Origin of the sequence: Vibrio sp. Vb1729, assembly GCF_033338655.1 — a bacterium.
GTDB classification, from domain to species: domain Bacteria; phylum Pseudomonadota; class Gammaproteobacteria; order Enterobacterales; family Vibrionaceae; genus Vibrio; species Vibrio alginolyticus.
In genome coordinates, this window is record NZ_JAWOTB010000019.1 from 20,990 (window position 1) to 42,829 (window position 21,840).

Genomic DNA, 21,840 nt, shown 5'->3' on the forward strand with positions numbered 1-21,840 from the left:
ACCGGAGACCGAGTATGGACAGCTTAGCCTAGATACGCTTCTAGCTCTTCGCTACCGCCGATGTGCTTGCCACCGATAAAGACTTGTGGAACAGTCGTGCGACCAGATATAGCTCGTAGACTAACTGTTGTTGCGTCTTTACCCAGAATCACTTCTTCATATTGAAGACCGTGGTCAATCAGATTTTGTTTCGCTTTCATACAGAAAGGGCAGCCTGGTTTAGTGAACACAGTGATGGATTCTTGCGTTTTGTAGTCAGGCGCTATGTAGTTCAGCATCGTATCTGCGTCTGACACCTTGAATGGGTCGCCTGGTTCGTTTGGCTCAATGAACATTTTTTCCACTACGCCATCTTTTACTAGCATGCTGTAACGCCATGAACGTTTGCCAAAGCCGATGTCGTTTTTATCCACTAACATACCCATGCCATCGGTGAATTCACCATTACCATCCGGGATGAAGGTAATGTTTTCTGCTTCTTGGTCTTGTTTCCATGCATTCATCACGAACGTATCATTGACCGAGACACAAATAATCTCATCCACTCCGTGCTCTTTAAATACAGGGAACAATTCGTTGTAACGAGGTAGATGGCTTGATGAACAGGTTGGAGTAAATGCACCCGGTAAGCTAAATACGATAACGGTCTTACCTTTAAATAGCTCATCGGTCGTTACATTCACCCAAGAGTCACCTTGACGAACTGGAAAAGTAACTTGAGGGACTTGTTGACCTTCTTTAGATACAAACATAATGATTTCCTTTAACTATTTTAAATTATGCGTATAGAGCTTAGCGTTTTTCGTCGCTCTGTTTCGTTTTGTTGAGCCCATTATTGTAAAAATCCTTTGATAGCTCTAATCGTTTGGTGTTATGGTTTTGATAGGTATTAGCTATTGTTAAAGAAGCGAAGCGTGAAGTATGAATATTCGAGATTTTGAGTACTTAGTTGCACTTGCGGAACATAAGCACTTTCGCAAAGCGGCAGAGGCATGTTTTGTTAGCCAGCCAACATTGAGTGGGCAAATTCGTAAACTAGAGGACGAACTCGGGACCACGCTTTTAGAGCGAAGCAGCCGACGTGTTTTGTTTACCGATTCAGGGTTACAGCTGGTGGAGCAGGCTAAACGCATCTTAAGTGAAGTGAAAACCTTCAGAGATATGGCAAGCGGTCAAAGCGGAGCCATGACTGGACCGATGCATATTGGTTTCATCCCGACGGTTGGGCCTTATCTACTACCCAAAATTCTGCCGCAGATAAAAGAAGCATTTCCTGAGCTGGAGCTATTTCTGCACGAAGCTCAAACACATCAATTAGTGCGTCAATTGGAAGAAGGCAAACTAGATTGCTTAGTTTTAGCTTCGGTTGATGAAACTGCGCCATTTAAAGAGATCGAAGTGTATCAAGAGCCATTAAGTGTCGCAGTGCCATGTGACCACGAGTGGGCCTCTCTCGACCATGTTGATATGTTGGAGCTGAATGGTAAAACCGTTTTAGCGTTGGGAGACGGCCACTGTCTGCGAGATCAAGCGTTAGGTTTTTGTTTTGCCGCTGGTGCAAAAGACGATGAGCGTTTTAAAGCCACCAGCTTGGAGACGTTACGCAATATGGTTGCTGCCGGTGCGGGGATTACGTTATTGCCTCAGCTTTCTATCCCTAATGAGAAGCAAAAAGATGGCGTATGCTACGTACCAGCTGTTAACCCAACACCCTCGCGTAATATCGTTCTCGTATATCGTCCGGGCTCACCATTACGAGCTAGGTTTGAAGCTTTAGCAGCGAAGATTAAAGAGGTGTTGGCTTCTTATCCATCATTGAATGCTGCAGCATAAGAAGCAGACATAAAAAAGGGAGAGCTTGATGCTCTCCCTTGTGCTTTTGTGATTTAGAACAGTTCTTCTGCGCCAGAGCCTGAAGAGTAAATACTATCTTCTAAACGGTCGCCAGCGTATTCGGTAGGCTCCGTGCCTTTTTCAAAGTATTCGAACATTGATGTGCTATCTACCTTGTGCGTTAGCATACCGCTGTTGCGATCAATACGAACTCGAATAATATCCTCTGGAATATTTTTACCTTGCTCCGGCGTCCCTTCTAGCGCAACACGCATGAAGTCAATCCAAGCAGGCTCTGCGGTTTTCGCACCCGACTCGGCACCAGAAATTTGGCCTTGCCCTAGGTTGCTGTTAACAGTGGTGCGGCCAAGTGCACGTGAGTGATCATCAAAGCCAACCCAAGCTATCGCAACGACACCAGGTCCATAGCCATTGTACCAAGCATCCTTGGAATCATTCGTTGTACCCGTTTTACCCCCGATATCACGACGACCAAGTTTTTGCGCGCGCCAGCCTGTACCATTCCAACCTGTGCCTTCACGCCAGTTACCGCCACCCCAAATGTTGCTGTACATCATCTCACGCATTAAGAATGCATTCTGTTCGGAGATAACTTGCGGTGCATATTGAGGTTCATCATTTTCAAGGGCATTGTCTGTTGCAAGGCCGTCAATTGCGACGTCTTGTTCGCCAAATTCATCAGCGTAGCGATTTTCTGGCTGCTCGCTCATTTGTGGACAATCCTTATGACAAACACTCTTTGGATTGGCTTTAAACAGTACTTCACCGAATGCATCTTCCACGCGTTCTACATAGAATGGTTCAACGTAATAACCACCGTTTGCAAACACAGAGTAACCTTGTGCCACTTTCATTGGTGTTAAGCTGCCAGCTCCGAGTGCGATGGTCTCAGAGCGTGGTACTTGGTTAATATCAAAACCGAAACGAGTAAGGTACTGACGTGTCTCCTCGAGGCCAACTTCACGGAGTGTACGTACTGCCATGACGTTTTTTGATTGAGCTAAGCCGAGGCGAAGACGCGTTGGACCACCATAAGTCGGTGGTGAGTTTTTTGGTCGCCAAGCTGAACCAGAACCTGCATCCCACTTGTTAATCGGCGCATCGTTAATCAAAGTGGCTAGAGTCAGTCCTTTGTCAATTGCTGCCGAGTAGATGAAAGGCTTGATACTTGAACCAACCTGACGCACTGACATGGTTGCACGGTTAAACTTGCTGTGAACAAAGTTGAAACCACCAACCAGCGACAATATCGCGCCATTTTCTGGGTTCATCGCAACAAACGCGGTGTTTGCTGTCGGCACTTGGCTCAGTTTCCAGCTCAGTGTTGTGTTGTCATCTTCATCGGTTTCACTTACTTCGCGAACCCAAACTTGTTGACCTGTCGCTAGCACATCATGCGCTGACTTTGGTGTTGAGCCTTGGCGGTTATCAGTAATGTACTTACGCGCCCAGTGCATTCCAGTCCAAGGGATGGTTTGCTCTTCATGGTTCTTAACCCATACTTGTGCCGTCTTATCATCGACTTTCGTCACAACCGCAGGGTAAAGGTCACCATAAGTTGGCTGTTTCTTCAGGTGCTTTTCTATTTGCTCATTGTCCCAGGCCGCTTCCCCTTCTTTCCAAAGCACACTTTCTGCACCACGGTAGCCATGACGTTCATCGTATGACAAGAGGTTATTTACCGCAGACGTATTTGCAGCATCTTGCAGTTTAGAATCCACAGTCATGTAGATATTCAAGCCAGAGGTGTAAGCTTCTTCTTCACCGTACTCTTTTACTGCCCATGCACGAGCCAACTCTGCTACGTAAGGTGCGGAAAGCTCAATCTCAGCGCTATGATAACGCGCCACGATAGGTTCATTGCGTGCTTCGTCATACTGCTCTTGTGTAATGTATTTCTCATCAAGCATTCGCATTAATACAACGTTACGGCGTTTTGTTGCGCGCTCAAGAGAGTAAATTGGGTTCATGGTTGATGGCGCTTTTGGCATACCAGCGAGTGTTGCAATCTCACTTAACGTCAATTCATCAAGGCTCTTACCAAAATACACTTGAGCGGCAGCACCAAAGCCATATGAGCGGTAACCAAGGAAGATTTTATTGACATAAAGCTCCATGATTTCTTGCTTACTTAAAAGCTGCTCAATATGGATAGCAATAAAAATCTCTTTAATCTTACGCATGATCTTCTTCTCATTAGATAAGAAGAAGTTACGAGCTAGCTGTTGCGTAATCGTACTTGCACCCTGTTTAGCCGAGCCTGAAACCGCAACAACAACAGCTGCACGAGTGATGCCGATAGGGTCGATACCAGGATGCTCGTAGAAACGGCTATCTTCGGTTGCGATGAGCGCGTGAATTAAGTCTTGAGGAATTTCGTCATAAGTAACAGGAATACGACGCTTTTCACCGAACTGTGCGATCAGCTTCCCGTCTTGACTAAACACCTTCATAGGTGTTTGTAATTCAACGTCTTTTAGAGTTGCAACATCTGGCAATTCAGGCTTCACATACTGATAGAAGCCAAATATTGTGGTGACTCCAAGAATTATGCAAATCAATGTTAAAAATAATAAACGCTTTATGAACTTCACCGGAGAATCCCTGATTGGTTGAGGCTGTGTAACGGCAAACCCTTGTACTCTTAGGTCAAAAATTTAGCACATAAGAGATATTAACTCTTATTTGGATGCTAATAACAACCTTTGCACGAAGAAATTTCGGAGCGAGAGTAAGAGATGGATAAGCTAATCGTTACCGGCATCGATATAGGCCATAACAGCCTCAAAGCCGTAGTACTTAAACCCACAGGCAACAATTACGCTCTGTTGGGTTACAAAGAAATATTACTAAAGGAAGGTATTGTCGCTGAAAATAACACCATAAATCATCAAGAAATTGTAAAGACCCTCAAGCAGATAAAAAAAGAACTGCCTTTTGGCGCTAAAAAAGTTGCGATTTCAGTTCCTGATAACTCGGTAATTAGCAAGAAACTGCAAATAGAACAAAATCTTGAAGAGAGTGAAGTTGAGTTTGCAGTGATACAAGCCTTTTCTCATCAATCGCCATTCCCTGTCGAAGAGCTGAGTTTAGACTTCGTTCGTCTTCGCGCTGAGGGCGGGCAGAGTGGCAGTGATAGCTATCAAGTGTTTGCGACAAGAAAAGATGTGGTAGAAGGCCGAGTCGATGCATTACAAAAGTCCGGACTAAAACCTGTTTTAGTGGACGTGCATTCGCAAAGCCTTGGTCATATCTGGAAGCTCACCGCCGATCGCTTTCCTGACAAAAACAAATACTGCTTACTCGATATTGGCACCTTATCGAGCTCCTTCACCATGTTTACCGAACAAGGTGAACTGTTTCACAAAGAGTTTGCTTACGGCACACGCGGAGCAAACAGCGCTTCTCCAGTCGATTTTCTGTCCGATGATGCTCAGGAGAAAACAGAGCTGTTTAACCGTCAAATCATAGAGCGAGTAAAGCGCCAGATGCAGCTCTATACCTCAATCAATGGCTCACAAAACATCAAGGGTATCTGGTTATCAGGGGAGGGGGCCTCCACTCCCATGCTCGCAGAAGAGTTGTCTCAACAATTGTCGTTAGAGTGTGAATTGCTAAATCCGCTAGGGCTATTCGAGATGAAGGTGTCTAAGCGTAAGCGTCGTGCTGTGGATTGGCAGCATTTCTCAACAGCAGCCGGACTGGCCGTTCGTGGCATTCATTGGCTAGGAGGCGCCCGTGCTTTATCGCATTAATTTACTTCCTTGGCGAGAGAATCAAAGAGAAGAGCACCGACGTCGTTTCATCAGTTTGGTCGCATTAGGCATGTTGGTCGCTGTTGGCATCCAGTGGGGTATTGGAAAGTTTTTTGAGTACCAACAAGATCAACAACAGGATCGGCTCGATTACCTCACTCACTACATTGCCGAACTCGACCAGCGTATTGAAGCAATGAAAATTGCAGAGCAAGAGCACAGCAAAATCCTCGAACGCCTAAAGGTCGTTGAAGGTTTACAAAACGGACGAAACAAAACGACCGAGTTCATGAACTTAATGCCTGCCGTTATCCCTGAAGGTGTATATGTCGACAAGATCAAAATGAATGATCTGGAAATTGAGATCTCTGGGATCTCTGATAGCACTCCAAAACTTGCCACGATGCTGGACAACATGGAGCGCTCGGCCAAGTTGAACGACGTAGAAATGCATTCCATCGTTCACGGCAAAGCCCGTTTTGGGAAAGAGTTTCAAACATTCAAAGTGTCTTTCATGTTCAAAGTAACGGAGAAGAAATTGGAGGCTCAACGTGGTTGATTGGCAGGATCTCGAAATCGATGAAATGGCCGAGTGGCCATTGTTGCCCCAGATTATAGTAATCGCGCTTCTGATCATGGTGATTCAAGGCTTAGGTTATTGGTTTTACCTTAAACCGAAAGAAGAACAGTTGAATCACTTGATCCAGCAGGAGCAGACACTCAAGGTGGCATTGAAGATCAAAGCGAACAAAGTGGCAGCGTTGCCTCAGCTTCAATCTCAATTGGATGAACTTACCACCCGTTACGAGTTATTGCTGCAGCAACTGCCTGCGCAAAAAGAGCTGGCTACAATGCTCGCTTCAGTGAATGAACTTGGCATCGACAATAAGCTGACTTTCACCCGAATCGACTGGGGCGAAAAACAATCAGAGCACTTCCTTTATCGTCTCCCTTTAAACATTGAGTTAACGGGTGACTTTCATGACATCGGCCATTTTTCTCAGGCGATAGCGACGCTACCTCGAATCATCACGTTTAAAGATGTGACTTGGCAACGTGTCAGCCAAGAGAGCGAAACTCTGCACTTTCGGGTGCGCGCTAACACCTATCAGTTTAAGCCGGAGGAGACGAAAAATGACAAGTAAGTCTTTGTTGCTGGTACTGATGGGTTCTCTATTGATGGGCTGCCAGGCGAATGATGAATCATTGACGGATTTTATTCGAGGAGTGGAAACACAGGCGCGTCGAGAGGTCGAGAAGCTTAAGCCCGCAGACAAGTATGTTGCAGTCACGTACGCACCGGAAGTACAGCGTGCACCCTTTGAATTGCCCAAAGAAGCCACCATCGCGACTCAGCCAGTTGCAAGAAAAGATTGTTGGCAACCGCCCTCAAGAAGGCGAACTGGAAAATTAGAAAAATTCCCATTAAGCCAATTACGTTTGAAAGGGGTCATGGGCATGGATAACACGGTTTCTGGCCTCGTTCAGGCTCCCAATGGCACCGTCTATAAAGTTAAGCCGGGTCAATACCTTGGACGCAATAATGGCAAAGTGACCCATGTCAGCCACTCCTATTTGTTGATTAATGAAACGTTGCCCGACGGCTTAGGATGTTGGCAAAAACGTAAAGTTAAGTTGGCTTTGAGATAGCCCCATTTATTTTTGATATTGAGTAATGAAAATGAGACAAGGATTAACACGTACACCAAGGATACTTACTGGGCTCTTCTCCTTATGGTTGTTTGTATTTTTAGCCCCTTTAGCGGCAGCTGAAGAAGTTTCGTCCAATGCCCTAAAAAGTATCGACTTTCGAACTAATAAAGATAAAGACGCCGTGATTGTCGTCGAATTGGCGTCACCGGCTGCGATTGTAGATATCAAGCGTGTACAGGAAGGGTTAAGTATCGATTTGCTTAACACTTCAGTAAAAGACGAGCAATTGTATCTCCTAGACGTGAAAGATTTTTCGACTGTGGTTGAGAGCGTAGAAGTGTTTCGCGACACCTCGACGACGCGCTTGGTTGCGAACATCAATGAAGAATACATGCATGATTACCGTTTAACGGGGCGTTTTTTGGAAATCAAAGTAGCGAAGATCAAACCCAATGAGAAAGCCCCAGATAAAAGCATTTTAGAAAGAGAAGGTAAGCTTATTTCGATTAACTTCCAAGATATTCCTGTGCGAAATGTTTTGCAGCTTATTGCTGATTACAACCAATTTAATTTGGTTGTCTCCGACTCTGTCGAAGGCAACCTCACGCTTCGTCTTGATGGTGTCCCTTGGCAGCAAGTGCTGGATATTATTTTGCAAATTAAGGGGTTAGATAAGCGTGTCGATGGCAACGTGATTTTAGTTGCTCCGACTGATGAGCTGGACTTGCGTGAGAAGCAGCAGTTAGAAAAACAAAAACTGACGGAAGAAATGGGAGAGCTTTCATCTGAAATCATCAAAGTTAATTTTGCTAAAGCATCAGACATTGCGGAGATGATCAATGGTGAAGGAAATATCAGCATGCTGTCAGAGCGCGGCAGTATGACCATTGATGAGCGAACTAACTCGTTATTGATTAGAGAGTTACCTGAAAACATCGAGGTGATTCGAGAAATTATTGAGTCTTTGGATATTCCAGTTAAACAGGTTCAAATTGAGGCGCGTATTGTGACCATAAATGAAGGTAACATGGACGAGCTAGGTATTCGTTGGGGTTTTACGTCTATTAATGGCAGTAATACAGTGGGCGGTTCTATTGAGAACAACCTTGCCACGATCGGTCTCTATAATGGAGAAGGGGGTGATGACGGTGGTGACGGTGATGGAGTAGGGATCGATGACTTCCTAAATGTAAACTTAGCTGCAACCAGCCCGAATGCGACCAGTCTTGCTTTCCAAGTAGCGAAGTTAGGATCAGACACACTACTTGATTTGGAACTTTCTGCGCTGCAACAAGAGTCTAAAGCTGAGATTATCTCGAGCCCACGTTTGATCACTACCAATAAGAAGCCTGCCTATATCGAACAAGGTACAGAGATTCCTTATCTTGAGTCATCATCAAGTGGTGCAACGACGGTGACGTTCAAAAAGGCGGTATTAAGTTTGAAGGTGACCCCGCAAATCACACCGGATAACCGCTTAGTGTTGGATTTAAGTGTCACGCAAGATAGACCAGGACAAGTCGTGAAGACAGGCACTGGTGAAGCTGTTGCGATTGATACTCAACGTATCGGGACGCAAGTGTTAGTGAATAACGGTGAAACGGTCGTTCTTGGTGGTATTTTTCAGCACAGCATTACTAACTCGGTGGACAAAGTGCCTTTGTTGGGCGACCTGCCGCTATTAGGTGCGCTTTTTCGTCGAAGTTATGAAAATGTTGGTAAAAGTGAGCTGTTAATTTTCGTCACGCCTAAGGTGGTGATTCAGTAGTTCTGTCTCGGGAAAAACTGATTAAATCAAAAATAAAGTTGCAATAGTGGCACCATGCTTGGATAATTTCGGGTCTTATCACGAATTATCTGTGAGGAACTGGTGCCACAAGCCTTGTAGAACAGCAGTTTAGCTGTGTTTTCTTGTGGCGATCTTATTGAATCAATGTTGTAAATTACTGCTAAACATGGCTGAGAAACGTAATATTTTCCTTGTTGGCCCAATGGGCGCCGGCAAAAGTACAATTGGTAGACATCTAGCACAGCAACTGCATATGGAGTTTGTTGACTCCGATACAGTGATCGAAGAGCGCACTGGTGCAGACATCTCTTGGGTTTTTGATGTAGAAGGTGAAGAAGGCTTCCGCAAGCGTGAAGAAGCGGTACTTGAAGACCTAACACAAGAGCAAGGCATCGTGCTTGCGACTGGCGGTGGCTCTGTTAAGAGCAAAGAAAACCGCAATCGTCTTTCGGCACGTGGTGTTGTTGTTTACTTAGAAACGACGATTGAAAAGCAACTTGCGCGTACAAACCGCGACAAGAAGCGTCCTTTACTTCAAACGGATAACCCTCGCGAAGTACTGGAGCAATTAGCTGAAGAACGTAATCCTTTATATGAAGAAGTAGCGGATTACACTGTTCGCACTGACGATCAAAGTGCAAAAGTGGTAGCCAACCAGATCGTAAAAATGCTAGAAGAGAGATAAGTCTTTATCTTTTTTTTAATTGGAGCAAACCGATGGAACGGATTACGGTCAACCTAGCTGAGCGTAGCTACCCAATCTCTATTGGCGCCGGGTTATTTGAGGACCCGGCGTACCTCTCTCAAGTTCTCTCAAACAAAAATGCAAAACAAAAAGTTGTTGTGATCAGTAATGTCACAGTGGCGCCTTTGTATGCAGACAAAATTTTAAAGCAACTCGAGCAGCTCGGCTGTAGTGCATCCTTGTTAGAATTGCCTGACGGTGAACAGTACAAAAACTTGGATGTATTTAATCAAGTAATGAACTTCTTACTGGAAGGGAGTTATGCTCGTGATGTTGTGATCATCGCGTTAGGTGGTGGTGTTATTGGCGACCTTGTGGGTTTTGCGTCTGCCTGTTACCAGCGTGGGGTCGACTTTATTCAAATACCGACCACATTACTATCCCAAGTGGACTCTTCGGTTGGTGGAAAAACCGCGGTTAACCATCCGTTGGGTAAGAACATGATAGGTGCGTTTTACCAACCTAAAGCCGTGATCATTGATACGAACTGCCTGTCGACGTTGCCTGAACGTGAGTTCGCTGCGGGTATCGCCGAAGTCATTAAGTACGGCATTATTTACGATGCAGATTTTTTTGTATGGTTAGAAGACAATCTTGAACGCTTGTATGCGTTGGATGAAGAAGCACTAACTTATGCGATCGCACGTTGCTGTGAAATAAAAGCGGAAGTGGTGGCTCAGGATGAGAAAGAATCGGGCATCCGTGCTTTGCTTAACTTAGGTCACACCTTTGGTCATGCGATTGAAGCGGAACTTGGCTATGGCAATTGGCTGCATGGTGAAGCGGTATCTTCCGGCACTGTTATGGCGGCCAAAACGTCGCATCTACGCGGTCTGATCTCGGAAGAGCAATTTGAGCGTATTGTTGCGATTTTGCGTCGTGCAAAACTGCCTGTGCATACTCCAGACAGTATGAATTTCGATGACTTCATCAAGCACATGATGCGAGATAAGAAAGTCCTCTCTGGTCAATTACGATTGGTTTTGCCTACAGGCATTGGCACTGCCGAGGTAATTGCTGATACGACGCAAGACGTACTCAAGCAGGCAATAGACTTCGGTCGCGATATTTAACCTTGTAATGGCGCCTTTGGGCGTCATTCTTGTAGTGTATTAAGGTTATTAGATGAGTGTTGCTCACGTACTGGAATTAGATTCTCAAATCGAGTTGCTTGATAGATTAGGTCTACTGACTAACTTTGGTTCCAATCTCATTGCGATTAATGGTCATGATGGGTACGGGAAATCTTGGTTAGCGCAGCGATACCTTGAAGTGGGTGCCAGTAACAAGAATCAATGTTTGTTACTTTGTCATTCTAATCAAGACGATGTGCAGCATCGCGTCCTTATTTTGAGTCAACTGGTTTCAGACGCATTGTTTAATCAGCAAGAGCCTTTACTTGATAGCCTTGAAAGGCTTTTAGGTGATGAGGCGTGTGACATTGCAATTGTTGTAGATGATGCGCATTTATTGAGTGAGACACTTATCTCTGAGCTTTGGATGCTGGTCTTAGAGGCGCACCATAAGCCAAATTGGACCATCAATGTCTTACTGTTTACACAGTCTGGACGTTTAGACGGTTTGCTAGCACGTCTCAGTTATGGACAAGAGATAAAGCCTGTTGAGCTTGATATTGATATGTTGTCCGAAGTGGAAGCTCGTCGTTTCTTTGAGTCACTTGTTGCGCGCTACGTCGATGATGAGTCTGAGAAACGGGTTCGAGATGCATTTAAAAAAGTCGACCCAGTACCGGGTGACATCATGGCGTTAGGAGAGATGAAAGTGGAAAAAAGGATCATTATCCGCTCGATTGTCGGTTCACCCCTGAATATTGCGTTGGTGGTATTAGTCTTACTGTTGCTTGCTGCTGGTGGCTATTGGTGGATGCTTAGTCAACCAAGTCCTGATGATAAAGCGCAGCAAATTGCTGGCAGTTTAGAGCAAACGGCTATTCCAACTTTTGAAGAGTCAGGAGTCAGTGCAGCGCAGTCTTCACTGCAACCTGTAACCGATGGCTCTAGCAGTCTTGATAAGTCTGGTGCGGTTGATGATTCTGATTCATTACCGCCAGCTGTGACAGAAGAAGTAGCGAGCGTAGGCAGTGATGACAATCAACAAAGAGTGGTGATTGAGTCGAATGTGGTCGATGCATTGCTTGAAGGTAAAGCTGATTCAGCAGACACAAAAGCGATTGATGATGTCGTAGGTACTGAGAAGACAGAAACCGCCGATGAAACTAGCTCCCCTTTGATTAAAGTCGTAAAACCGAATCAAGATATGACGCAAGCACCTGCTCAGTCAGAAGAGGGTGAGGCAAACCAACCTGTTGTGAAGTTTTCATTTGCTCGTGAAGAACTAAAAGCGCTATCGCCAAGAGCTTATACTTTACAACTCGCAGCTATGACCTCAATGGAAGATGTACAATCCTTTCTCAATGAGCATCAACTGAATAATCAAGTGCGAATTTATCCTACCGTTCGTAATGACACCGAGTGGTATATCATCACATATCAAGATTATCCGACAATTCAAATGGCTCGTGATGCCGTCGCAAGCTTGCCAGATTCGGTTAAGTCGGTGAGTCCTTGGGCAAAATCACTCCGTCAGGTTCACCGTGAAATTGAACGAGTGAAATAAACCTGAGCTTCCCTGAAAAATATGTTACATTCCGCAGCCTTAATTTTTGGTCGATAGATAGAGCAGTAGATGAAAAAGCAACGAGCCTTTCTTAAATGGGCAGGAGGAAAATACGGACTGGTTGAAGACATCCAACGTCATTTGCCGCCGGCTCGAAAGCTAGTTGAACCTTTTGTTGGTGCGGGCTCAGTGTTTCTGAATACCGATTATGACCATTATCTACTTGCAGATATCAATCCAGATTTGATCAATCTGTACAACCTGCTGAAAGAACGCCCTGAAGAGTATATCTCTGAAGCGAAGCGTTGGTTTGTCGCTGAGAACAACCGCAAAGAAGCCTACCTACACATTCGCGCTGAGTTTAATAAAACCGATGACGTGATGTACCGCTCTTTAGCGTTTTTGTACATGAACCGCTTTGGTTTTAATGGCCTATGCCGTTACAACAAAAAAGGTGGCTTCAATGTACCGTTTGGCTCTTACAAAAAGCCGTATTTCCCTGAGGCGGAATTGGAGTTTTTTGCAGAAAAAGCCAAAAAAGCTACGTTCGTTTGTGAAGGTTATCCTGAAACATTTCGTCGTGCGCGCAAAGGGAGCGTCGTGTATTGCGATCCACCTTATGCGCCGCTTTCAAATACGGCAAATTTCACCTCATACGCAGGTAATGGTTTCACGTTGGACGACCAAGCTGCATTAGCCGACATTGCTGAAAGAACAGCGACTGAACGTGGCATTCCTGTGTTGATTTCTAACCACGACACTACCTTGACACGTCGGTTGTATCACGGTGCGGATCTTAATGTGGTAAAAGTAAAGCGTACCATTAGCCGTAATGGTAACGGTCGTAATAAAGTTGATGAGCTACTTGCACTTTTTCATGCCCCAGACATGGATAAATCAAGCTCTTAATTCTCACACTATTATATCTAAATAGTGGATCTCCCCACTGGCTTCGGTAGAATTGCGCGCAGATTGTTTGCTCATTACTACTGAGGTCAGGTATGAAAGATTTTCTTATTGCTCCATCCATTTTATCGGCAGATTTTGCTCGTCTCGGTGAAGATGTAGAAAAAGTACTCGCAGCGGGTGCGGATGTGGTGCATTTCGACGTTATGGATAACCACTATGTACCAAACCTGACTTTTGGTGCGCCTGTGTGTAAAGCACTACGCGATTATGGCATCACAGCGCCAATCGATGTTCACCTAATGGTGAAACCCGTTGACCGTATTATTCCTGATTTCGCAAAAGCGGGTGCGTCGATGATTACGTTCCATGTAGAAGCTTCTGATCATGTAGACCGTACACTGCAGTTAATTAAAGAGCACGGCTGTCAGGCTGGTGTGGTACTAAACCCAGCAACGCCACTTGCAAGTCTTGAATTTATTATGGATAAAGTCGACATGATTCTACTGATGTCGGTAAACCCTGGTTTTGGTGGCCAATCATTCATTCCTCATACACTAGATAAACTGCGTGCCGTTCGTAAGATGATTGACGAGTCTGGTCGTGATATCCGCTTAGAAATCGATGGCGGTGTGAAGGTTGACAACATTCGTGAAATTGCAGAAGCGGGCGCAGACATGTTTGTCGCAGGCTCGGCGATTTTCGGTGAGCCAGATTACAAACAAGTGATCGATCAAATGCGCGCTGAACTGGCTGAAGTTAACTAAGCACCGATAAGCCAGCGCAATAACACACTGATTTTAAAGGCTGCCATGTTGTTGGCAGCCTTTGTGTTTTCTAGTATTAGAAGAAATTAAATATCCGCTGCGATGAGCAAATAATCACTTGCCTATTTTACGCCCTTTCTGTACTATTCGTGCTCCTTAAACTCAGTCAATTATCTTTAGTTCCTTGCTTCCTCTGGACGACTGAGCCATTTGTGGAAGCTGAATAATCCGTAAGGAGCAACCAATGCGTCATTACGAAATCGTATTCATGGTGCACCCAGATCAAAGCGAGCAAGTTGCTGGCATGATCGAGCGTTACACTGGTTCAATCACTGAAGCTGGCGGTAAAATCCACCGTCTAGAAGACTGGGGCCGTCGTCAACTGGCTTACCCAATCAACAAGCTTCACAAAGCTCACTACGTTCTTATGAACGTTGAAGCTGACCAAGCTGTAATTGATGAGCTAGAAACTGCTTTCCGTTTCAACGATGCAGTTCTACGTAACATGATCATGCGTACTAAAGCAGCGATCACTGAGCAATCTATCATGCTTAAGCAAAAAGAAGAGCGTGCTCCACGTCGTGAAGAGCGTTCTGAAGCTAAGCCTGAAGCTAAGTCAGAAGCTGCTGAGTAAGTTTTCTTATGGCCAATCGAATGGAGCTGAGCGGCACCATTGCCAAACCGCCCATTCGTAGTAAAAGCCCTGGTGGCATTGAACACTGTCGGTTTTGGCTGGAGCATCGCTCTACTATTATCGAAGCTGACTTACCTCGACAAGTTTATTGTCGTATGCCGGTAGTCGTCAGCGGGCTTGGGTCACAAGCACTAACTCAGAATTTAGTTCAAGGCAGTAACATTAAGGTAAGTGGTTTTGTCACTTATCAAACCGGCCGAAATGGCGTGGGAAAATTAGTGTTACACGCCGACAACATTACTCAAATTTAAGATCAGGAGATAGCCCATGGCTCGTTTCTTCCGTCGTCGTAAATTCTGCCGTTTCACTGCAGAAGGCGTACAAGAGATTGATTACAAAGACGTAGCAACTCTTAAAAACTACATCACTGAAGCTGGTAAAATCGTACCTAGCCGTATCACTGGTACAAGCGCTAAGTACCAGCGTCAACTAGCACGTGCTATCAAGCGTTCACGCTACCTAGCTCTACTACCGTACACTGACAAGCATCAGTAATCGGTTCATTTTATTAAGAAAGAGGATTAAGCAATGCAAGTTATTCTACTTGATAAAATTGGTAACCTAGGTGGTCTTGGCGATACTGCAAACGTTAAATCTGGCTACGCTCGTAACTTCCTTATCCCACAAGGTAAAGCAGTTATGGCAACTAAAGCTAACGTTGAAATGTTTGAAGCTCGTCGTGCTGAACTAGAAGCTAAAGTTGCTGAGCAACTAGCTGCTGCAGAAGCTCGCGCAGAGAAAGTTAACGCTCTAGAAGCGGTAGTTATCGCTTCTAAAGCTGGTGACGAAGGCAAACTATTCGGTTCTATCGGTACTCGTGACATCGCTGACGCTATCACAGCTGCAGGCGTTGAAGTTGCTAAGAGCGAAGTTCGCCTTCCTGAAGGTGCTCTACGTAACACTGGTGAGTTCGAGATCAGCGTTCAACTTCACTCTGAAGTTTTCGCGACAGTTAACCTACAAGTTGTTGCTGCTGAGTAATTCAGTATCAAGACGAAATACTAAAAAGCACCTCCTTGGAGGTGCTTTTTTTATTTCTAAAACTGAGAGAAAAAGGGTTAAAAAGCGAAAAGTAAATTAACGGAAAATACGCTGTCTGCTTTGCTTAAGCCTTCAGGCACTTTATCGTGATACTGACGAGAGTGCGCCAGTTTCAGTGCAATATCTTCAGTAATATCATTGGTTACACTGAGTTCACTATCAGTACGTGTGTTACTTCTACCTGTTACCAACGTAATATCAGCTGCGAAACTTAAATTATCCAACGCATGCCAAGTTGTGTTGATATTTCCTCGAAAAATGCCTTCTCTAACGATATCGGGAAAGACAATATCGTCATCATCTATTTCGTCTAAGTTTGGCTCTTGATAGCGAAAACCAGGGCCTACCTCTACCTCTAAAATGAAGTTCTCAGTGTAGGAGAACTGGTAACCCAAACCACCTGACAACGTATAGTCTTTAAAATAAGCACTGTAGCGAGAATCCACTCCTTTAAAGCTGCCATACAAATATGTCTTAGGGCCTAACTTGTAGTCACTCTGTAGGGAGTAGGTGGATGAGCGTTTGTCTTCTTCACCGTCTTTGTACAAGTTGTAGTACTTCCATTCACCATTAGAACGGTGTCGACCTGACGTATATTCAGCACTCAAACGAGCATTCAGGGAACGAGAGTCCGTGTTACCTGTGTGAGCTTGATAGCCGAACTCCACCTCGGTTTTTAGTGGGTCGGGTACATCAATATTTTGCTCTGGCTGTACTGATTCGTCAGCATACGATGCACTAGCGCACAGTAGGCTAAAGCTAAGTAACCAGTATCGGGACACATCAACCTCGAACGTAATCAAAAAGGAGGGGCATGATACTGATACAGATATTTGGTTGGGTCAATGGTAGGTTAATTTTTATTAGAGCTAGGCGGAAGAACCAGGCTATTACCCGGGTGGTTCACATGATGATTTCTTAACAAGTAATTGTCGCTTCGGGGAAGCATCTCAGTTAGGTTAAGGTTATAATCGTGGGTCAATAGTAGTTATCGAGCAAAGTCATGGCGGAAAACAGAAATCGCAAACCTTCAGACAGTCAGGTCGACGCAATTAAAGTGCCACCTCACTCACTAGAAGCCGAGCAATCAGTAATTGGTGGTCTTTTACTGGATAATGAACGTTGGGACACCGTTGCCGAACGTGTTGTGAGCAGTGATTTCTATAGTCGTCCACACCGCCTGATTTTTGAAGGTGTAAAAACCATTCTTGAAGCGGGTAAACCTCTCGATCTTATTACTTTATCGGAATATCTAGAGCGTCACGAGTTGTTAGAAGATGTAGGCGGTTTTGCTTACCTCGCTGACTTGGCGAAGAATACGCCAAGTGCAGCTAACATCAATGCGTATGCTGATATTGTCGCTGAGCGTGCGATTGTTCGTGGCCTTATTGGTGTCGCGAATGAAATTGCGGACGCGGGCTATGACCCTCAAGGTCGCAGTTCTGAAGATTTAATAGACATGGCGGAGAGTAAAGTTTTTGCTATCGCCGAGTCTCGAACTAGTGAAAACGAAGGACCACAAAACGTCGACAACATCCTCGAAAAGACGTTAGAACGTATCGAGTTGTTGTATAAAACGCCACAAGATGGTGTTACGGGGGTCGATACCGGTTTCACCGATCTCAATAAGAAAACCGCAGGTTTGCAAGGCTCTGATTTGGTGATTGTCGCAGCGCGTCCATCGATGGGTAAAACGACCTTTGCGATGAACTTGTGTGAAAATGCGGCCATGCAACAAGAAAAGCCCGTACTTATTTTCTCGTTAGAGATGCCAGCTGAACAGTTGATGATGCGTATGTTGGCCTCTTTGTCTCGTGTAGACCAAACCAAGATCCGTACGGGTCAGCTAGATGACGAAGATTGGGCGCGTATTTCTTCTACTATGGGTATCCTGATGCAGAAGAAAAATATGTACATTGATGATAGCTCTGGTCTAACTCCGACCGAAGTGCGTTCGCGCGCTCGCCGTATCGCTCGTGAACATGGCGGTCTGTCGATGATCATGGTCGACTACCTTCAGTTGATGCGCGTGCCTTCGTTAACCGATAACCGCACTCTTGAGATTGCTGAGATCTCGCGCTCTCTTAAGGCGCTGGCAAAAGAGCTAAATGTGCCTGTTGTGGCACTGTCGCAGCTAAACCGTTCCCTAGAGCAACGTGCGGATAAACGACCAGTAAACTCGGACTTGCGTGAATCCGGTTCCATCGAGCAGGATGCTGACTTGATCATGTTCATCTACCGTGATGAGGTTTATCACCCAGATAGTCCGTACAAAGGTACGGCCGAAATCATTATTGGTAAACAGCGTAACGGTCCTATCGGCTCTGTTCGCCTCACTTTCCAAGGTCAACATTCGCGTTTCGACAACTACGCGGGTCCTGCATTCGATATTGATGATGAGTAATCCCATGAGCTATATGAAAGCGGCCAAGGCGTGCATTGATTTGTCTGCGTTGCAGCACAACTTACAGCGCGTAAAAGCTCAAGCGCCACAAAGTAAAGTGATGGCTGTCGTCAAGGCCAATGGTTATGGTCACGGATTACGTCATGTTGCAAAACATGCTAACCATGCGGATGCGTTTGGTGTGGCTCGTATTGAAGAAGCATTGCAACTGCGCGCTTGTGGAGTAGTAAAGCCGATTCTATTGCTAGAAGGTTTTTACTCTCCTGGTGACTTACCTGTTCTTGTGACGAACAACATCCAAACCGTGGTGCACTGTGAAGAGCAGCTTATCGCCTTGGAGCAAGCAGACCTTGAAACTCCGGTTGTCGTGTGGCTGAAGATTGACAGTGGCATGCACCGCCTTGGGGTTCGTCCTGAACAATATGACGAGTTTGTAACGCGGCTAAAGGAGTGTCCAAATGTAGCGAAACCGTTGCGTTACATGAGCCACTTTGGCTGTGCAGATGAGCTGGATAGCGATATTACCCCACAACAGATTGAGCGGTTTAAATCGTTGACTTCTGGTTGCCAAGGGGAACGTTCACTGGCGGCATCTGCGGGGTTATTGGCATGGCCTCAAAGCCATTTAGATTGGGTTCGTCCGGGTATTATCATGTATGGTGTGTCGCCATTCGATGACAAAACGGCGCAAGATCTTGGGTATCAACCTGTTATGACACTTAAATCCCACCTTATTGCGGTACGTGAAGTGAAGAAGGGCGAAAGTGTTGGCTACGGTGGTATTTGGACCAGTGAGCGAGATACAAAAGTGGGTGTCATCGCTGTAGGGTATGGCGACGGTTACCCAAGAAGTGCTCCAAACGGTACGCCGGTGTGGGTTAATGGCCGTAAAGTACCTATTGCAGGTCGAGTTTCCATGGATATGCTGACGGTCGACTTGGGACCAGACGCAACGGATAAAGTCAGCGACGAAGCGATTCTTTGGGGGAAAGAGCTCCCAGTAGAAGAAGTGGCGGGTCACATTGGTACGATTGCGTATGAACTCGTGACTAAGCTAACGCCTCGCGTCGAGATGGAATACTCAAAATAAACAATGAAAGGCTAACCCAAGGTTAGCCTTTGTTTTATCTACTCACCGTTAATCGTAGCAATAACGCGGCGGCCGCCACCAAAGTCTCGATGCTCACCCAAGTAAATACCTTGCCATGTTCCTAAAGCTAATCGACCATTTTGGATTGGTACCGTCACACTACTGCCAAGCAGTGATGCTTTAATATGTGCCGGCATGTCGTCGTCACCTTCATAGGTGTGCTGATAATAAGGAGCACGCTCTGGCACAAACTTATTGAAGTGCGCTTCCATGTCCATACGCACGGTTGGATCAGCATTCTCATTTAAGGTCAAACTGGCGGAGGTGTGCTGAATAAATAAGTGTAATAAACCTACTGAAAGTTCGTTTATTTGTGGTAATTGTTGTTCAATTTCATCAGTTATCAGGTGAAAACCGCGGCATCTCGCTTTTAATTGCAGTGTTTTTTGTGCCCACATACGTGTTCCTTTGGAAATTTATAAATTGGCGTCTATCCTATTCCAATTAGAGCCTGTCATTAGTAAATGATATGATTCTTGTCATCGTAAATGAATTGTTCAATTTCAGGGCAGGGAACGTGACCTAACTCAATGTGAGTGTAAAAGCTCTCGGTCATAATTGGCGCCTGAAAAAAAATTACAAAGACTTGTTTTGTGGCAATTTGCCCAAACATCTAATTTATATTCTATTTGCTAAATCGGGGATTCCACAGTTTTCGCTAGACTGTAAGGAATGGAACCTACTGTAACATCGGGATAAAGACCATGTTGAAAAATATCAATCCAACGCAAACACAAGCTTGGAAAGCGCTAACGGCGCATTTCGAATCTGCACAAGATATGGATCTTAAAGAGCTGTTTGCTCAAGACGCAGCGCGTTTCGACAAATACTCTGCACGTTTCGGCTCAGACATCCTAGTCGATTACTCAAAGAACCTCATCAATGAGGAAACTCTGAAGCACCTGTTTGCTCTTGCGAAAGAGACCGAGCTGAAATCTGCAATTGAAGCGATGTTCAGTGGTGAAGCGATCAACCAAACAGAAGGTCGCGCTGTTCTTCACACTGCACTACGTAACCGCGCTAATACTCCAGTTATGGTAGATGGCGAAGACGTAATGCCAGCAGTGAACGCGGTTCTAGAAAAAATGAAATCATTCACTGAGCGCGTTATCGGCGGTGAATGGAAAGGTTACACAGGCAAAGCAATTACCGATATTGTGAACATCGGTATCGGCGGTTCTGACCTTGGCCCTTACATGGTGACGGAAGCTCTAGCGCCATACAAAAATCATCTAAACCTTCACTTCGTATCTAACGTTGATGGTACACACATCGTTGAAACGTTGAAGAAAGTTAACCCAGAAACGACGTTATTCTTGATCGCGTCTAAGACGTTTACAACACAAGAAACCATGACTAACGCGCACACTGCTCGTGATTGGTTCCTAGAATCGGCGGGTGATCAGGCTCATGTGGCTAAGCACTTTGCTGCGCTTTCAACAAACGCGACAGCCGTGTCTGAATTTGGTATCGATACAGCGAACATGTTTGAATTCTGGGACTGGGTTGGTGGCCGTTACTCACTATGGTCTGCGATCGGTCTATCAATTGCACTAGCAGTAGGTTTCGACAACTTCGTTGAGCTGCTTGATGGCGCTCACGAGATGGACAAGCACTTTGTATCAACAGATCTAGAAAGCAACATCCCTGTGATCCTTGCGCTTATCGGTATTTGGTACAACAACTTCCACGGTGCGGAATCAGAAGCTATTCTGCCTTACGATCAGTACATGCACCGTTTCGCGGCGTACTTCCAGCAAGGTAACATGGAATCAAACGGTAAATACGTTGACCGTGACGGCAATGCTGTAACTTACCAAACTGGCCCAATCATTTGGGGTGAACCAGGTACCAACGGTCAGCACGCGTTCTACCAGCTAATTCACCAAGGTACTAAGCTTATCCCATGTGACTTCATTGCACCTGCAATTAGCCACAACCCAGCTAGCGATCATCACCAAAAACTGATGTCTAACTTCTTCGCGCAAACTGAAGCTCTAGCGTTTGGTAAAAATGAAGAAACCGTAAAAGAAGAGTTGGTGAAAGTAGGTAAGAATGCTGAAGAAGTGGCAGCGATTGCGCCATTCAAAGTGTTTGAAGGTAACCGTCCAACAAACTCTATTCTAGTGAAGCAAATCACGCCTCGTACGCTAGGTAACTTGATCGCAATGTACGAACACAAAATTTTCGTACAAGGTGTTATCTGGAATATCTTCAGCTTTGACCAGTGGGGCGTGGAGCTAGGTAAACAACTGGCTAACCAAATCCTACCTGAGCTTGCAGACGAGTCTCAAATCAGCTCGCATGACAGCTCAACAAACGGTCTAATCAACGCATTTAAAGCGTTCAAAGCTTAATGTTTGAATAGATAAAGAAAAGGGTCAGCAAATGCTGACCTTTTTATTGCCTGAGGCAAAAACAAAATAGGTTGGCCAGTGCCAACCT

At 45.2% G+C, this 21,840-nt stretch carries 22 protein-coding genes; 18 read left to right on the forward strand and 4 right to left on the reverse strand.

The genetic code is table 11. The features are described 5' to 3' along the window. Nucleotides 1-23: 23 nt before the first annotated feature. The gene (locus R7E29_RS10705; protein ID WP_005382781.1) at nt 24-752 is read right to left on the reverse strand and encodes a redoxin family protein; all 729 of its coding nucleotides are present in this window, start codon (nt 750-752) and stop codon (nt 24-26) included. Between the two features lie 169 nt (nt 753-921). On the opposite strand from R7E29_RS10705, the gene oxyR reads away from it, so the two are divergent. After that, nucleotides 922-1,833, forward strand: a complete 912-nt coding sequence (oxyR, locus tag R7E29_RS10710; RefSeq protein WP_005381326.1) for a DNA-binding transcriptional regulator OxyR — start codon at nt 922-924, stop codon at nt 1,831-1,833. Between the two features lie 53 nt (nt 1,834-1,886). Here oxyR and R7E29_RS10715 read toward each other — a convergent pair whose 3' ends face one another. After that, on the reverse strand, nt 1,887-4,448 hold the full coding sequence (locus tag R7E29_RS10715) for a penicillin-binding protein 1A (RefSeq protein WP_005381325.1): 2,562 nt from the start codon (nt 4,446-4,448) through the stop codon (nt 1,887-1,889). Between the two features lie 144 nt (nt 4,449-4,592). On the opposite strand from R7E29_RS10715, the gene pilM reads away from it, so the two are divergent. The 14 genes from pilM to rplI all read left to right on the forward strand — a co-directional run bounded on the left by pilM (nt 4,593) and on the right by rplI (nt 15,781). Next, a complete protein-coding gene (gene pilM / locus R7E29_RS10720) occupies nt 4,593-5,609 on the forward strand; it encodes a type IV pilus biogenesis protein PilM (protein WP_017821733.1) in 1,017 nt (338 codons plus the stop codon). Beyond that, a complete protein-coding gene (locus R7E29_RS10725; RefSeq protein ID WP_054577259.1) occupies nt 5,593-6,168 on the forward strand; it encodes a PilN domain-containing protein in 576 nt (191 codons plus the stop codon). Before pilM ends, R7E29_RS10725 begins: the two co-directional genes overlap by 17 nt. Further along, complete coding sequence (locus R7E29_RS10730; protein ID WP_054577258.1) at nt 6,161-6,754, forward strand: type 4a pilus biogenesis protein PilO; 594 nt, start codon at nt 6,161-6,163, stop codon at nt 6,752-6,754. The genes R7E29_RS10725 and R7E29_RS10730 overlap by 8 nt, the downstream gene beginning before the upstream one ends. After that, a complete protein-coding gene (locus R7E29_RS10735; RefSeq protein WP_005382766.1) occupies nt 6,744-7,259 on the forward strand; it encodes a pilus assembly protein PilP in 516 nt (171 codons plus the stop codon). The genes R7E29_RS10730 and R7E29_RS10735 overlap by 11 nt, the downstream gene beginning before the upstream one ends. Nucleotides 7,260-7,284: 25 nt before the next feature. After that, entirely contained in the window at nt 7,285-9,030 is a 1,746-nt protein-coding gene (locus tag R7E29_RS10740) for a type IV pilus secretin PilQ (RefSeq protein ID WP_054577257.1), read from the forward strand. Nucleotides 9,031-9,217: 187 nt separating this feature from the next. Continuing rightward, entirely contained in the window at nt 9,218-9,736 is a 519-nt protein-coding gene (gene aroK, locus R7E29_RS10745; protein WP_005381319.1) for a shikimate kinase AroK, read from the forward strand. A gap of 32 nt (nt 9,737-9,768) precedes the next feature. Then, entirely contained in the window at nt 9,769-10,869 is a 1,101-nt protein-coding gene (aroB, locus tag R7E29_RS10750; RefSeq protein ID WP_005381318.1) for a 3-dehydroquinate synthase, read from the forward strand. A 52-nt stretch (nt 10,870-10,921) separates the two neighbouring features. Then, on the forward strand, nt 10,922-12,433 hold the full coding sequence (locus R7E29_RS10755; protein ID WP_033907307.1) for an SPOR domain-containing protein: 1,512 nt from the start codon (nt 10,922-10,924) through the stop codon (nt 12,431-12,433). Nucleotides 12,434-12,502: 69 nt separating this feature from the next. Next, a complete protein-coding gene (locus R7E29_RS10760) occupies nt 12,503-13,342 on the forward strand; it encodes a Dam family site-specific DNA-(adenine-N6)-methyltransferase (RefSeq protein WP_005382762.1) in 840 nt (279 codons plus the stop codon). Between the two features lie 92 nt (nt 13,343-13,434). Beyond that, nucleotides 13,435-14,106 (forward strand): ribulose-phosphate 3-epimerase, encoded by a 672-nt coding sequence (gene rpe, locus R7E29_RS10765; RefSeq protein ID WP_042523676.1) that lies wholly within the window; start codon nt 13,435-13,437, stop codon nt 14,104-14,106. A 244-nt stretch (nt 14,107-14,350) separates the two neighbouring features. After that, complete coding sequence (rpsF, locus tag R7E29_RS10770) at nt 14,351-14,740, forward strand: 30S ribosomal protein S6 (RefSeq protein WP_005381299.1); 390 nt, start codon at nt 14,351-14,353, stop codon at nt 14,738-14,740. Between the two features lie 8 nt (nt 14,741-14,748). Next, nucleotides 14,749-15,051: a primosomal replication protein N gene (priB, locus tag R7E29_RS10775; RefSeq protein WP_005381298.1), complete on the forward strand. Its 303-nt coding sequence runs from the start codon at nt 14,749-14,751 to the stop codon at nt 15,049-15,051. Between the two features lie 16 nt (nt 15,052-15,067). Then, a complete protein-coding gene (gene rpsR / locus R7E29_RS10780; RefSeq protein WP_000090472.1) occupies nt 15,068-15,295 on the forward strand; it encodes a 30S ribosomal protein S18 in 228 nt (75 codons plus the stop codon). Nucleotides 15,296-15,328: 33 nt separating this feature from the next. Continuing rightward, entirely contained in the window at nt 15,329-15,781 is a 453-nt protein-coding gene (rplI, locus tag R7E29_RS10785; RefSeq protein ID WP_005382760.1) for a 50S ribosomal protein L9, read from the forward strand. Between the two features lie 77 nt (nt 15,782-15,858). On the opposite strand, the gene R7E29_RS10790 is transcribed toward rplI, so the two are convergent. Continuing rightward, nucleotides 15,859-16,623, reverse strand: coding sequence for a DUF481 domain-containing protein (locus tag R7E29_RS10790; protein WP_005381276.1), 765 nt, complete (start codon nt 16,621-16,623; stop codon nt 15,859-15,861). 221 nt (nt 16,624-16,844) lie between these two features. Here R7E29_RS10790 and R7E29_RS10795 point away from each other — a divergent pair, with 221 nt between their 5' ends. Beyond that, the gene (locus tag R7E29_RS10795; RefSeq protein WP_005382759.1) at nt 16,845-18,245 is read left to right on the forward strand and encodes a replicative DNA helicase; all 1,401 of its coding nucleotides are present in this window, start codon (nt 16,845-16,847) and stop codon (nt 18,243-18,245) included. 13 nt (nt 18,246-18,258) lie between these two features. Further along, nucleotides 18,259-19,335: an alanine racemase gene (gene alr, locus R7E29_RS10800; RefSeq protein ID WP_031780779.1), complete on the forward strand. Its 1,077-nt coding sequence runs from the start codon at nt 18,259-18,261 to the stop codon at nt 19,333-19,335. A 38-nt stretch (nt 19,336-19,373) separates the two neighbouring features. Here the strand turns inward: alr and R7E29_RS10805 are convergent, their stop codons facing one another. Beyond that, nucleotides 19,374-19,793 (reverse strand): secondary thiamine-phosphate synthase enzyme YjbQ, encoded by a 420-nt coding sequence (locus tag R7E29_RS10805; protein WP_042523680.1) that lies wholly within the window; start codon nt 19,791-19,793, stop codon nt 19,374-19,376. Between the two features lie 306 nt (nt 19,794-20,099). Between R7E29_RS10805 and pgi the strand changes: the two genes are divergently transcribed. Further along, on the forward strand, nt 20,100-21,752 hold the full coding sequence (pgi, locus tag R7E29_RS10810; RefSeq protein ID WP_005381270.1) for a glucose-6-phosphate isomerase: 1,653 nt from the start codon (nt 20,100-20,102) through the stop codon (nt 21,750-21,752). The last annotated feature ends 88 nt before the right edge of the window (nt 21,753-21,840 follow it).

Coding starts and splice junctions, on each gene's coding strand:
- R7E29_RS10705 (WP_005382781.1), bottom strand. CDS start 752: ATGTTTGTATCTAAAGAAGGTCAACAAGTCCCTCAAGTTACTTTTCCA.
- oxyR (WP_005381326.1), top strand. CDS start 922: ATGAATATTCGAGATTTTGAGTACTTAGTTGCACTTGCGGAACATAAG.
- pilM (WP_017821733.1), top strand. CDS start 4,593: ATGGATAAGCTAATCGTTACCGGCATCGATATAGGCCATAACAGCCTC.
- R7E29_RS10735 (WP_005382766.1), top strand. CDS start 6,744: ATGACAAGTAAGTCTTTGTTGCTGGTACTGATGGGTTCTCTATTGATG.
- R7E29_RS10740 (WP_054577257.1), top strand. CDS start 7,285: ATGAAAATGAGACAAGGATTAACACGTACACCAAGGATACTTACTGGG.
- aroK (WP_005381319.1), top strand. CDS start 9,218: ATGGCTGAGAAACGTAATATTTTCCTTGTTGGCCCAATGGGCGCCGGC.
- aroB (WP_005381318.1), top strand. CDS start 9,769: ATGGAACGGATTACGGTCAACCTAGCTGAGCGTAGCTACCCAATCTCT.
- R7E29_RS10755 (WP_033907307.1), top strand. CDS start 10,922: ATGAGTGTTGCTCACGTACTGGAATTAGATTCTCAAATCGAGTTGCTT.
- R7E29_RS10760 (WP_005382762.1), top strand. CDS start 12,503: ATGAAAAAGCAACGAGCCTTTCTTAAATGGGCAGGAGGAAAATACGGA.
- rpe (WP_042523676.1), top strand. CDS start 13,435: ATGAAAGATTTTCTTATTGCTCCATCCATTTTATCGGCAGATTTTGCT.
- rpsF (WP_005381299.1), top strand. CDS start 14,351: ATGCGTCATTACGAAATCGTATTCATGGTGCACCCAGATCAAAGCGAG.
- priB (WP_005381298.1), top strand. CDS start 14,749: ATGGCCAATCGAATGGAGCTGAGCGGCACCATTGCCAAACCGCCCATT.
- rpsR (WP_000090472.1), top strand. CDS start 15,068: ATGGCTCGTTTCTTCCGTCGTCGTAAATTCTGCCGTTTCACTGCAGAA.
- rplI (WP_005382760.1), top strand. CDS start 15,329: ATGCAAGTTATTCTACTTGATAAAATTGGTAACCTAGGTGGTCTTGGC.
- R7E29_RS10795 (WP_005382759.1), top strand. CDS start 16,845: ATGGCGGAAAACAGAAATCGCAAACCTTCAGACAGTCAGGTCGACGCA.
- alr (WP_031780779.1), top strand. CDS start 18,259: ATGAAAGCGGCCAAGGCGTGCATTGATTTGTCTGCGTTGCAGCACAAC.
- R7E29_RS10805 (WP_042523680.1), bottom strand. CDS start 19,793: ATGTGGGCACAAAAAACACTGCAATTAAAAGCGAGATGCCGCGGTTTT.
- pgi (WP_005381270.1), top strand. CDS start 20,100: ATGTTGAAAAATATCAATCCAACGCAAACACAAGCTTGGAAAGCGCTA.